Consider the following 11,561-nt stretch of genomic DNA (forward strand, 5'->3'; position numbering starts at 1 on the left):
CAGCCTTGCTTGTTTGATACTTAATGCAAGGCTGATTTACGCAATCTCAATGGCATCAAGGGGTAAGCTTATTTTGTAACATTGCAGTGCAGCAATTTTACAACACACCCCTTGTTTTATCAGCGATTGAGAAACTTAGCGGTGCTTGAACTCGGGCTTGCGCTTCTCGACAAAAGCACGCATGCCTTCCTTCTGATCGTCAGTGGCAAACAAGCCATGGAAGTTACGACGCTCGAACAGTAACCCTTCTTCCAGTGACGATTCAAAAGCACGGTTCACACACTCTTTGGCCATCAGGACCGAGGGCAAGGACATGCTGGAAATAACCGTTGCGGCTTCCAGCGCCTCTTCAATCAGCTTGTCGGCAGGCACCACACGCGACACCAGACCGGAGCGCTCGGCCTCTTCGGCATTCATCATGCGCGAAGTCAGGATCAGATCCATGGCCTTGGCCTTGCCCACGGCACGGGGCAGACGCTGCGTACCACCAAAACCGGGAATCACGCCCAGCTTGATTTCTGGCTGACCAAAACGAGCGGAGTCAGCGGCAATGATGAAGTCACACAACATGGCCAGTTCGCAGCCACCGCCCAAGGCATAGCCAGCGACGGCGGCAATGATGGGCTTGCGGAAACGGCGCAGTTCTTCCCACTGGCCACCCAGATAGTCCTGGGAGCTGACATCGTGGTAATTCCAGTCTTTCATGGCGCCGATATCGGCGCCGGCGGCAAAGGCTTTTTCATTACCGGTCAGCACGATACAACCGATTTCGTTGTCGGCATCGTATTTCTTTAACAGGGCATACAACTCGGCGATCAGCTCGTTATTGAGCGCATTCAAAGCCTTGGGCCGATTTAATGTCAATAAAGCAACACGACCATGCACCTCTGCTTTGACTAAGGGTTCGTTCATGCTGACTCCCAGAAAAATTAAATAGAATAGGGGAATGGAACCTACACCCGTACTTTACCGTGCCGAGCCGACAGATCTCGCCGGCCACCGCCTGACTGTCCAGATACAGATCACTTCCCCCCAAACAGATGGCCAGATCTTGAGCCTTCCGGCCTGGATCCCTGGCAGCTACCTGATCCGCGACTTCTCGCGTCAGATCGAAAGCATAGCCGCCTTCTCCGGCGAAAAGCCGGTTTCCATCCGCAAGCTGGACAACCATCGCTGGCAGTGCGAACCCTGCGAGGGCCCCTTGAGCATTCAGTACCAGGTCTATGCCTGGGACCTGTCCGTACGAGGCGCGCATATTGATCAGACCCATGCTTTCTTTAATGGCACCAGCGCCCTGCTGGCCGTTGAGGGCCAGACTGAACAGCCGTGCCTGCTGGAACTGATGTCCAACGAGGACATGGAAGATTGGCAGGTTTACACCAGCCTGCCCGAGGCCACCGGCATGCCAGGCGCGGCAGAGCGCTATGGTTTTGGCCTGTACCGCGCCAGCAATTACGATGAGTTGATCGACCACCCCATTGAGATGGGTACTCCCCAGGTCATCAGCTTCTTTGCCCACGGCGCTGAACACGAACTGGTCTTTACTGGCGTCATCCCGAACCTGGACCTGCCCCGCATTGCCCGTGACGTAGAGAAAATCTGTGCCGAGCAAATCGCCTTTTTTGAACCTGAAACCCGTCGCGCGCCCTTCCTGGATTGCAGCTCGCGCTACGTGTTCATGACCATGGTGACCGATGACGGTTACGGCGGACTGGAGCATCGCGCCTCGACCGCCCTGATGGCTTCGCGTCGAGACCTGCCTACCCAGGGCCAGGACAAATCGGTGAAAAGCGCAGGCTACCAGACCTTTTTGGGCCTGGTCAGCCATGAGTACTTCCATACCTGGAACGTCAAACGCATCAAGCCCGCCGTCTTCGCACCCTATGACCTGAGCCGTGAAAACCACACCCGCTTGCTATGGGTGTTTGAAGGCTTCACCTCGTACTACGACGATTTGATGCTGCTGCGCTCGGGCGTGCTGAGCGAAGCCGACTACCTGAAGCTGCTGGCCAAGAACATCAATGCCGTTGAGCGTGGCCCCGGGCGCTTCAAGCAGTCCGCCGCACAAAGCTCTTTTGACGCCTGGACGCGCTATTACAAGCAGGACGAGAACTCCCCCAACGCACTGGTCAGCTATTACAGCAAGGGCGCACTGATCGCCCTGGGCCTGGACCTGTGCATTCGCAGCCATACCCAGCAAGCCAAGAGTCTGGACGATGTGATGCTCTTGATGTGGGAACGCTATGGGCGCGAGTTCTATCAAGGCAAGCCACACGGCATCCCTGAGGACGCCATGCCAGTGCTGATTCTGGAGGCAACTGGCTATGACGCTACCGACTTCATTGCCCGCTATGTGGAAGGCTGCGAGGACCTGCCCCTGAAGCCCTGGCTGGCCGAACAAGGCCTGAAGCTGGAATGGCAAGCCTCCTCCAAGCTGCCCAGTCTGAACGCCCGCTTGCGCCAAAGCGCAGGCCAATGCCAACTGGCCACGGTATTTACTGATGGTGCAGCGCATCAAGCCGGGCTGTCTGCCGGTGATGCCCTGGTCGCTATTGACGGCTTGCGTGTCAGTGACACCGCCAGTCTGGAGCGCCTGCTGGCTGCCTATGAACCCGGCCAGACCGTACAAGTTCACGCCTTCCGCCGCGATGAACTACACTGCTTCACGCTACAACTGGCGCGCCCTGCTCTGGACGAATGCGTCCTGAGCCGCCAGTCCTGATCTTCTTTCCAGGCCCGCCAACCATGGCGGGCCTGCTACTTTGTTTTTGCCATGACTACACGCCGTATATTCATCAACAATCTGGTGGTGCAAGCCTCTATCGGCATGCTGGACCACGAACTGGTTCACCGCCAGCCCCTGCATATTGATGCCGAATTCGACACCACCATTACGCAGGACGTTCAGGACGAGGACATCGGGACCGTGTTGGACTACCGTCAGCTACGCGAGGCACTGATCGACGTCAGCACCACGGAACACACCAATCTGCTGGAAACACTGGTAGAGCGCCTGGCTGATCGCATCCAGAATGATTTCCCGACCGTGGAACGCGTTAAAATCCGCGCCAGCAAACCCGAGGCCTTTGCCGACTGTGATGCCGTCGGCATCGAGATTGAACGCAGCCGCTAAAGCCCCCTGCCCCGCCTCTGGCCGGGGCTACGACGACACTTATTTCCGCTTTTCCTTATGTCCCAAGACACCAGCACCCTCCCTCCTTCCGAAACCGAGACTCCCGTGTTTGCCAGCAAGGCTGAACGCAAGCAGCGCGTCAATGACAACAAGCTGAGCAAACGCATCATGCGTGAGGTGGGCCGCGCCATCGGTGACTTCAACATGATCGAGGAAGGCGACAAGATCATGGTCTGCCTGTCTGGCGGCAAGGATTCCTACGGCTTGCTGGACGTGCTGATGACTTTGCAAAAGCGCGCTCCGATCAAGTTCGACATCGTGGCCGTGAACCTGGACCAGAAACAGCCCGGTTTCCCTGACCACATCCTGCCCGAGTATCTGGAAAAGCTGGGCGTGCCCTATCACATAGAAACTCAGGACACGTACTCGGTGGTGACGCGCGTGATTGCCGAAGGCAAGACCATGTGCTCGCTGTGCTCGCGTTTGCGTCGCGGCATCTTGTACCGTGTCGCCAAGGAACTGGGTGCCACCAAGATCGCCCTGGGCCATCATCGTGATGACATTCTGGCTACCTTCTTCCTAAACCTGTTTTACGGTGGCCGCCTGAAGGGCATGCCGCCCAAGCTGATGTCGGACAATGGCGAGCACATCGTGATCCGCCCTCTGGCCTATGTGCCCGAGAAGGACCTGATCGCCTACGCCAAGCTCAAAGAATTCCCCATCATCCCCTGTAATTTGTGCGGTTCGCAGGAAAACCTGAAGCGCCAGGAGATCAACCGCATGATTGCGGAATGGGACAAGAAATTCCCGCACCGTTCCTGGAACGTGTTTGGCGCCCTGACTCGCGTGGTGCCTTCGCACTTGATGGACCCCAAGCTGCATAACTTTGCAGACTTGAAGGTCACAGGCCAGGCCGATCCGGAAGGCGATAAAGGCTTTGATCAGGATTATTTTGACGATCACCTGCCCGAGAGCTTGCTGGCCGCAGGCTTTGAGGAAGATAACGACGACGCTACTCCGGGCGTGCGTCAGGATGCCTTCACACCTGCTCAGCCTGCCGCTTCTGGTGAACAGCAGATTGTGTTCATGAGCAAGCGTCGTTCCGGCCAATAAACATGACACGCGGCTTAGCCTGACGCTAGCCGAGAGGCACGCAACATACAGGCAATAAAAAGCCCCGATATAAATCAACAGCATCTGGAATGAAGTCCAGGTTTTGGAGATTTATATCGGGGCTTTTTTGGACGCGCTGAACGGCTATCAGACCTTAGCTCGGTTTTTGCGAACCATCCCAGCGTTCACCGGGCACCTGAATATCGAACAATTCCAGCACCCGCATCACCGTGTGATCGACAATATCATCGATGCTTTTGGGTCGCAGGTAAAACGCGGGCATAGGCGGGAAGATGATCCCGCCCATTTCCGTTACGGCCGTCATATTACGCAAATGCGCCAGATTGAATGGCGTTTCGCGCACCATCATCACCAAACGACGACGCTCTTTCAAGGTAACGTCGGCAGCCCGGGTAATCAGGTTGTCAGACAAACCATGCGCCACGGCGGCCAGGGTACGCATCGAGCACGGCACAATCACCATGCCCGCCGTAGGAAAACTGCCACTGGCCAAGGTTGCACCCACATCGCGGAAGCTGTGCACCTGATCGGCCAGAGCCTGAATCTCGTGCCTGCCGATATCCAGCTCATATTTGATGTTCAGCACCCCGGAGGGCGAGATCACCAAATGGGTTTCCACATCCGGACAGGACTGCAGCACTTGCAGCAGGCGCACGGTGTAGACCGCCCCGGTGGCCCCGGTCATACCTATGACCAGGCGTCGCTTGGTGCTCACTCCAGAGCCCCAGCCTCGCGCAGCATGGTTTCCAGTTCGCCGTTTTCGTACATTTCAGACACGATGTCCGAACCGCCGACGAATTCGCCCTTGATGTACAGCTGGGGGATGGTGGGCCAGTTGGAGAAGTCCTTGATGCCCTGACGCACTTCGGCGTCGTCCAGCACGTTGACCACAACCACCTGGCTCAGGCCAACAGCGCGCAGAATCTGCACGGTGCGTGCGGAGAAACCACACTGAGGAGCTTGAGCTGTGCCCTTCATAAACAGCACAACGGGGTTTTCCGTTACGGTTTCGCGGATGAAATCTTGAACTTCACTCATGATGTTCTCTTAAGAAAAGAATTAACACTGTCCACCTGTGACCCGCCGGATTCCTGCCAGATCTTCATAACTGATGACCTGTTTGAACCCTGCCTGCCGCAGCATATTTTGCACATGGTCGGCCTGATCCCAGCCGTGCTCCATGAGAAGACTAGCACCAGGACGCAGATACGGCCCGGCTCCCTGAACTATTGTACGCAAATCCGTCAAGCCGTCAGAGCCATCTGTCAGTGCCTGACGCGGCTCGAACCGCACATCGCCCTGCGCCAGATGTTCATCATCCACTGCAATGTATGGAGGGTTGGACACGATCAGGTCAAAAGGTTCCTGGCCTGCCACGGCATCGTACCAACTCCCCAGGCAAAACTCGACTTTCCCACACAAACGCTGAGCATTTAAGCCCGCCTGCGCCAATACCAGCGTGCTGATATCACTGGCGACCACATGGGCATCGGGACGTGCCAGTGCCAGAGAAACCGCAATGGCACCACTGCCACAGCCCATGTCCAGAATGCGGGGAGACTGGATGTGCTGCACACGCTCCAAGGCACGCTCAACCAGGGTTTCGGTATCCGGGCGAGGAATCAGCACCGAGGGCGACACCAGAAACTCGTGGCCCATGAATTCCCGCACACCCACGATATACGCCATGGGCTCGCCTGCCACACGGCGGGCTTCCAGTGCTTGATAGGCTTGGATCTTGTCCAGCGGCAACTCGTCCGTATCGTGCGCAATCAACCAGGAACGACCGACGCCCAGCACCTGCATCCACAGCATGTCGCGCTCCAGGCGCGGCAAGGGACTTAGCGGCTGCAAGGCTCGCAAGGTACGGGGAGAATCGGCAGGCGTGGCCATTGAGGACACGGCCTGCTCACCGGATAGGTTCATGCTCACGCCTGCGCCAGATCAGCCAGCAAACCGGCCTGATGCTCGGACAGCAAGGCCTTGATCAGCTCGTCCAGATCGCCGTCCATGATGTAGCCCAGCTTGTACAAGGTCAGATTGATACGGTGATCCGTCATGCGGCCTTGCGGGAAGTTGTAGGTACGGATGCGCTCGGAGCGGTCTCCCGTACCGACCAGGCTTTTACGCTCAGCGGCTTCTTTGTCAGATTGCTCACGCTGCTGCTTGTCTTTCAGACGCGCGGCCAGCACCTGCAAGGCTTTTTCACGGTTGCGGTGTTGGGAACGGTCGTCCTGACACTCCACCACCAAACCTGTAGGCAAGTGAGTCAAACGGACAGCTGAGTCCGTCTTGTTCACGTGCTGACCCCCGGCACCACTGGCGCGGAAGGTGTCCACACGCAAGTCAGCGGGGTTAATGGTGATTTCAGCCAGGCCTTCGGCTTCGGGCAACACGGCCACGGTACACGTAGAGGTATGGATGCGGCCCTGGGCTTCAGTCTCAGGCACACGCTGCACACGGTGCGCACCGGACTCGAACTTCAGACGCCCGTACACATCCTGGCCTTCAATTCGGACGATCACTTCCTTGTAACCACCCACTTCCGAATCGCTGGCAGACATGATCTCCGTACGCCAGCCGCAGTTTTCGGCATAGCGCATGTACATGCGCAACAAATCCCCGGCAAACAAGGCGCTTTCGTCCCCACCTGCACCGGCGCGGATTTCAATGAACACGTTACGGGTGTCGTCCGGGTCGCGCGGCAGGAGCAGGATTTGCAATTCATCTTCCAGTTGAGCGATACGTTCCTTGCCCAACTTGTATTCTTCCTCGCCCATTTCCTTCAATTCAGGGTCGGACATCATGTCCTGGGCCGCTTGCAGATCGCCTTCGGCAGCCTCATAGCTTTTGAAGGCTGCTACAACAGGGTCCAGCTCGGAACGTTCGCGCGACAGTTTGCGAAACTCGTCCATATTGCTGGCAATTTCAGGCTCGGCAAGCATGGCATCAACTTCATGCAGACGGCGAGCCAATTGCTCAAGCCGACTGCGCATAGAGTCTTTCATAGGGAACAGCCTAAAGGGAAAATCAGAGGGTCTGGGCGCAGTTAAAAGCTATCGGGCTGCACCGCAGGAGAGTCGGTGAACAGACAACAGCCCAAACGCTAACGTCGACGGGTGGTCGAGGGCAACAGACGAGGCAGCAAATTCAACAATTGCTCGCGCTCGGAACCTTCACTGCGCGTCAATTCAGCCATCGGGCCGTGCATGTACTTTTGAGTCAGGCCATGCGCCAGCATTTCAATGACTTCTGCTGGATCATCGCCACGGGCCAACATGCGGCGCGCACGCTCCAGCTCGTGTTGACGTACTTTTTCGACCGACTGCTGCACATCCAGAATGGCCGGCACAATCGCACGGGTGCTCAGCCAGTGCATGTAATGCTGCACCTGGGTGTCAATAATGGCTTCAGCCTGCACCACAGCGGCCTGACGGGCATCGGCACCCCGTTGTACAAAGCGGCCCAGATCATCGACGGTATACAGGTACACGTCGTCCAGGCGACCTACTTCGGTTTCAATATCGCGTGGCACGGCCAGATCAACCATGACCACAGGACGGTGACGACGCGAACGTACGGCTCGCTCCACCATACCCAGACCCAGAATGGGCAAGGTACTGGCCGTACAGGACACCACCACATCAAAATCTGCCAGACGATCCGGCACATCCGCCAGCTTCATGGTGCTGGCCATGAAACGCGAGGCCAGGCTTTCAGCCCGTTCCTGAGTACGGTTAGCGACCACGATGCTACAGGGGTTCACTGCCGCAAAGTGCGTGGCGCACAGCTCGATCATTTCGCCCGCGCCAATAAACAGCACCTTGGCCTGGCTCAAATCACCAAACACACGCTCGGCCAAACGGACAGCAGCTGCCGCCATGGACACCGAATGGGCGCCAATAGCCGTTTGCGTACGGACTTCCTTGGCCACCGAGAAGGTGCGCTGGAACAATTGATGCAACAAGGTGCCCAGCGAGCCAGCTTCATTGGCGGCACGCACGGCATCTTTCATCTGACCCAGAATCTGGGGCTCGCCCAAGACCATGGAGTCCAGACCGCTGGCAACACGGAATGCATGGCGCACGGCCTCGTTCTGGTTGTAGCGGTACAGATGGGGGGTCAGCTCGGCAGAGCGCAGACTGTTGAAGTCTGCCATCCATTCGGGCAGACGCTCAGCCACATGGGGCTCGGCCGCACAGTAGATCTCGGTACGATTACAGGTAGACAGAATGGCTGCTTCACGGACACCGGTGCCGAACGTGGCACGCAAGGTATCAAGCGCAGGCTTTAACACATCGATCGGAAACGCAACGCGCTCGCGCACGGCAACGGGCGCGGACACATGATTCAGACCGAAGGTTAGAACATCTACAGACATGAGCAGTACAGGCTATAGCCCTGAAAAGACCAAGACTGGCAATTTTGCAAAGGCAAAACGCATGAAATTTAAGTGATTTTACGCCGCAAGCCGCAGTTTTGCCAAAAATGTTACTTGAATTGCCTTTTTGTGATTACAATTGCACTCCTTTATGCAGCCCTCTTTTTGCTGAAAAGGGCGTCTCCCTAGGGGTACGGCAAATTTGAAGTCGAAAAGATGCATAAATTTTTTGTTGTACTATGCGCACAAATTAAAAAACGTGGTATAGTTCTATTTTTACCGAGCAGTACACGTTGGCCTGGTAGCTCAGTCGGTAGAGCAGAGGATTGAAAATCCTTGTGTCGGTGGTTCGATTCCGCCCCAGGCCACCAAGAATTCAAGCAAAAAGCCCAGTCATCTGACTGGGCTTTTTGTTTTTCTACTTGCCAGATGCGCAGACTCTAGCCCATACACACGACGTGAAAGCATTTTCATTTCAGTATGGAAATCTGCCCTACCTGCCTCGGACACCTCGTCTATCGATCATCAGACAGCATGCTTTGCCTACAGCAGTGTCGCTGGCATCGCCTCCAAGCGCTTGGCGGACTCACGCATTCCCAGTTCAATTGCCTCAAACACTTCCATAGGAAACTCAGCAGGCAGCTGCTGGGCGACCACCTCCAACACGTGCGGGACTCGTCCTAAGCAATCCTTGATCAGGCCCTCCATGCTCTCTCCCCACCCGCACAGTCGGGCCATGTGGTTGAAATGCCGGCGCTGAATATCACGCAATCGGTAGTGGGTATTTTTCCCGCGAACGGCCATGGCCAGCTTGAGACGATTCACATCCAACTTGTTCGGTCCAGTACCCGTGACTGGCCAAGCCGACAAAACATCGTACAAAGGCGTCAAGCGGTAACGGCCACCAGGCAATAGAAAAATCGAAAAATTCTTCGCATGCCCATCAGTCGCTGCCAACATCCAAAACACTAATTGTGCTGTCAGCAAAGTACGCAAGTCCTGCTCCCTCGCTTCAGACAGCTGCAAAATACGCGCGATATCAACAACGCCCGGCCCGCCATCGGCCTCGTATTTAGCATCAGGAGACTTGCCTGTTGCCTGACAAAAGTCCTCCTGTGGCAGCCTCAGCCAATAAGACTGTACAGCCAACTTCCGGTCAAAACGCTCAACGATCAATACCTTTTGCTCTTCAAAACTGGCCATCTCGCAGTTAGCGACAGGTAAATCAAAGGCGCGCAAAATCTGTGCACACAGCCATTCATTTTCTACAGAACTGCGCATATCCGCTTGGCGGCCCCCCACCAAGCCCAATGGTAGTTTGAAGATATGCGTTGTCGGAGTAGATCCAACAGGTCGACACCATTGTCCGTGATGCCATAAAAAGGCTGTTTTTTCCTGGGCTCCTGCCAAAGATATTCTGAAGTCTTCATCAGACGCTTGCTGTTGCCCCAAGACCAACGGTGCAGCAGTAGCCGCCCTCAAAGCGTTAGCGATTTCAGCCTCGTTTAAAGGACAAGCCTGAATATCAAAGACATCATCGGGCTCCTCACCTTCGGGAAGCAGCTGAATAGCTCCAACACAATCACGCCCGATAGCCGTTAGCAAATCAAAAGCATCTGTGCTGGATGTTCTGAATCGTGTCTGCAGGCGACGGCGGATTACATCACTGTCTGGTAGCAGGTTGTCAAAATAATTTCGTACTTGAGGACCACGCAAAGGCGCGTTATCAATAGTGAACGGCAAAGAAAGCGATAAGGGACGCCCTTGTGATGATACGAGCCAAACAGGGTCGTAAGTCAGTCTATCCTCGCCATTGGCGGCTACTTGCCAAGTCCCTACCCGAAGGCCATTCGCCCATAAACCCAATAGGCGTTGCTGTGAACGGTGCGCCATGGCTACCATTCACTTGTACTTAAAGGGGCTTGAGAGCGCTGTTGTACGGCTAGCTCCAGCCCCAAAATACCAGTCAAGGCTAACAATCGCTCAACGGTTAACTGGCTCGGCTGACTTTCCAGTTCGGACAAACGATTTTGGCTGATCCCCAAACGAGATGCGACTTCCTGCTGCGTCAGACCTAAAGCCTTGCGTCGAGCAACAAGCTGATAACCAAGCTGATCACTAGTAGAAAGTATGTACATATCTATTTATCGCTAATGTCGATAATTTGAGTATATCGATTATCTCGATAAACAACAAATATCGACAATATCGATAAAATTAAATTATCGATATTAGCGATAAAAGCCTCAAAACCCCACCGGCTCCGCCATCCAGCCAAACCCGGCCGTCATGGTCGGTGGTGGTTTCAGACAGGAATTTCGCCCCTGCCGCAGTTCTGTCCAATTGCCTAGCAACGCCTGTTCGCAATGCGCCTCTGCCCGGCGCAGTTCGTTGCGTGCTTTGCTGGTGGTGACGCCGAATCGTTCGGCCACCACACTCAGGCTCTGTTCTTCCAGCCGGGCCGCCAGAAAGATGGCGCGGCGTTGGCGGGGCAGCAGCTCGATGGCGTAGATCAGGACGGACAGCAAAGATCGGCCGATCAGGCTGGACTCTGGCCCCGGCATGGGGGAAATCTGCTGATGCTCTTCCAGTTCCTCCAGGGGCACCAGCGTCCCTCTGCCGGACTCGGCACGCCATTCATCGATCGCCAGATTGCTGGCCATACGCAGCAAATACAAGCGCGGGTTGGCAACGGGCCCGATCTCCCGGCTGCCATGCAGACGCAGCCAGGTGTCGTGCAAGGCATCCGCTGCGCGGTCGCGGCAGCGCAGGCGGATGGTCAATTGACGCAGCAGCTCTTCGTAGTGCACCTTCAGATACAAGCACAGTGAATACTGCGGCGTCACACACTCTTCATTACGCTTGCGTGTAGGCAAGGGCAGGCAAGTGGACAGCATGATCAGATCTCCCAGG

At 55.9% G+C, this 11,561-nt stretch carries 12 protein-coding genes and 1 tRNA gene; 4 read left to right on the top strand and 9 right to left on the bottom strand.

Going from position 1 to position 11,561, the window contains the following annotated elements; all coding sequences use genetic code 11:
• Positions 1–135: 135 nt before the first annotated feature.
• Complete coding sequence (locus OSH04_RS09595) at positions 136–912, bottom strand: enoyl-CoA hydratase (RefSeq protein ID WP_060185379.1); 777 nt, start codon at positions 910–912, stop codon at positions 136–138.
• Positions 913–946: 34 nt separating this feature from the next.
• On the opposite strand from OSH04_RS09595, the gene OSH04_RS09600 reads away from it, so the two are divergent.
• From OSH04_RS09600 to ttcA, 3 genes are read left to right on the top strand one after another with little or no spacing between them, the layout of a single operon-like run.
• Positions 947–2,722: a M61 family metallopeptidase gene (locus tag OSH04_RS09600; protein ID WP_266108341.1), complete on the top strand. Its 1,776-nt coding sequence runs from the start codon at positions 947–949 to the stop codon at positions 2,720–2,722.
• Positions 2,723–2,773: 51 nt separating this feature from the next.
• On the top strand, positions 2,774–3,133 hold the full coding sequence (gene folB, locus OSH04_RS09605; protein ID WP_026483715.1) for a dihydroneopterin aldolase: 360 nt from the start codon (positions 2,774–2,776) through the stop codon (positions 3,131–3,133).
• 57 nt (positions 3,134–3,190) lie between these two features.
• Entirely contained in the window at positions 3,191–4,246 is a 1,056-nt protein-coding gene (gene ttcA / locus OSH04_RS09610; RefSeq protein ID WP_266108342.1) for a tRNA 2-thiocytidine(32) synthetase TtcA, read from the top strand.
• A gap of 154 nt (positions 4,247–4,400) precedes the next feature.
• Here the strand turns inward: ttcA and OSH04_RS09615 are convergent, their stop codons facing one another.
• From OSH04_RS09615 to hemA, 5 genes are all read right to left on the bottom strand, one after another.
• Positions 4,401–4,982, bottom strand: coding sequence for a UbiX family flavin prenyltransferase (locus OSH04_RS09615; protein ID WP_080748002.1), 582 nt, complete (start codon positions 4,980–4,982; stop codon positions 4,401–4,403).
• Positions 4,979–5,305 carry a Grx4 family monothiol glutaredoxin gene (gene grxD, locus OSH04_RS09620; RefSeq protein WP_003804985.1) on the bottom strand — a complete coding sequence of 109 codons (327 nt, stop codon included), beginning with the start codon at positions 5,303–5,305 and terminating at the stop codon, positions 4,979–4,981. Before grxD ends, OSH04_RS09615 begins: the two co-directional genes overlap by 4 nt.
• A gap of 21 nt (positions 5,306–5,326) precedes the next feature.
• Complete coding sequence (gene prmC, locus OSH04_RS09625; RefSeq protein ID WP_083054779.1) at positions 5,327–6,193, bottom strand: peptide chain release factor N(5)-glutamine methyltransferase; 867 nt, start codon at positions 6,191–6,193, stop codon at positions 5,327–5,329.
• A gap of 2 nt (positions 6,194–6,195) precedes the next feature.
• Entirely contained in the window at positions 6,196–7,275 is a 1,080-nt protein-coding gene (gene prfA / locus OSH04_RS09630; protein WP_009464100.1) for a peptide chain release factor 1, read from the bottom strand.
• Positions 7,276–7,373: 98 nt separating this feature from the next.
• A complete protein-coding gene (hemA, locus tag OSH04_RS09635) occupies positions 7,374–8,648 on the bottom strand; it encodes a glutamyl-tRNA reductase (RefSeq protein ID WP_021447198.1) in 1,275 nt (424 codons plus the stop codon).
• Between the two features lie 295 nt (positions 8,649–8,943).
• Here hemA and OSH04_RS09640 point away from each other — a divergent pair.
• Positions 8,944–9,019, top strand: a tRNA-Phe gene (locus OSH04_RS09640).
• Positions 9,020–9,191: 172 nt separating this feature from the next.
• Here OSH04_RS09640 and OSH04_RS09645 read toward each other — a convergent pair.
• The 3 genes from OSH04_RS09645 to OSH04_RS09655 form a co-directional block, all read right to left on the bottom strand.
• On the bottom strand, positions 9,192–10,541 hold the full coding sequence (locus OSH04_RS09645; RefSeq protein WP_203145408.1) for a type II toxin-antitoxin system HipA family toxin: 1,350 nt from the start codon (positions 10,539–10,541) through the stop codon (positions 9,192–9,194).
• 2 nt (positions 10,542–10,543) lie between these two features.
• A complete protein-coding gene (locus OSH04_RS09650; protein WP_080655514.1) occupies positions 10,544–10,786 on the bottom strand; it encodes a helix-turn-helix domain-containing protein in 243 nt (80 codons plus the stop codon).
• A 108-nt stretch (positions 10,787–10,894) separates the two neighbouring features.
• Positions 10,895–11,545 carry an RNA polymerase sigma factor gene (locus OSH04_RS09655; RefSeq protein ID WP_128831698.1) on the bottom strand — a complete coding sequence of 217 codons (651 nt, stop codon included), beginning with the start codon at positions 11,543–11,545 and terminating at the stop codon, positions 10,895–10,897.
• Between the last annotated feature and the right edge of the window lie 16 nt (positions 11,546–11,561).

The sequence above is a fragment of the Alcaligenes nematophilus genome, from assembly GCF_026344155.1.
GTDB classification, from domain to species: Bacteria; Pseudomonadota; Gammaproteobacteria; order Burkholderiales; family Burkholderiaceae_B; genus Alcaligenes; species Alcaligenes phenolicus.

Excerpts from the sequence above, each read along its gene's own strand:
- OSH04_RS09595 (WP_060185379.1), bottom strand. The coding sequence starts at position 912 with ATGAACGAACCCTTAGTCAAAGCAGAGGTGCATGGTCGTGTTGCTTTA.
- OSH04_RS09600 (WP_266108341.1), top strand. The coding sequence starts at position 947 with ATGGAACCTACACCCGTACTTTACCGTGCCGAGCCGACAGATCTCGCC.
- folB (WP_026483715.1), top strand. The coding sequence starts at position 2,774 with ATGACTACACGCCGTATATTCATCAACAATCTGGTGGTGCAAGCCTCT.
- ttcA (WP_266108342.1), top strand. The coding sequence starts at position 3,191 with ATGTCCCAAGACACCAGCACCCTCCCTCCTTCCGAAACCGAGACTCCC.
- grxD (WP_003804985.1), bottom strand. The coding sequence starts at position 5,305 with ATGAGTGAAGTTCAAGATTTCATCCGCGAAACCGTAACGGAAAACCCC.
- prmC (WP_083054779.1), bottom strand. The coding sequence starts at position 6,193 with ATGAACCTATCCGGTGAGCAGGCCGTGTCCTCAATGGCCACGCCTGCC.
- prfA (WP_009464100.1), bottom strand. The coding sequence starts at position 7,275 with ATGAAAGACTCTATGCGCAGTCGGCTTGAGCAATTGGCTCGCCGTCTG.
- hemA (WP_021447198.1), bottom strand. The coding sequence starts at position 8,648 with ATGTCTGTAGATGTTCTAACCTTCGGTCTGAATCATGTGTCCGCGCCC.
- OSH04_RS09645 (WP_203145408.1), bottom strand. The coding sequence starts at position 10,541 with ATGGCGCACCGTTCACAGCAACGCCTATTGGGTTTATGGGCGAATGGC.
- OSH04_RS09650 (WP_080655514.1), bottom strand. The coding sequence starts at position 10,786 with ATGTACATACTTTCTACTAGTGATCAGCTTGGTTATCAGCTTGTTGCT.
- OSH04_RS09655 (WP_128831698.1), bottom strand. The coding sequence starts at position 11,545 with ATGCTGTCCACTTGCCTGCCCTTGCCTACACGCAAGCGTAATGAAGAG.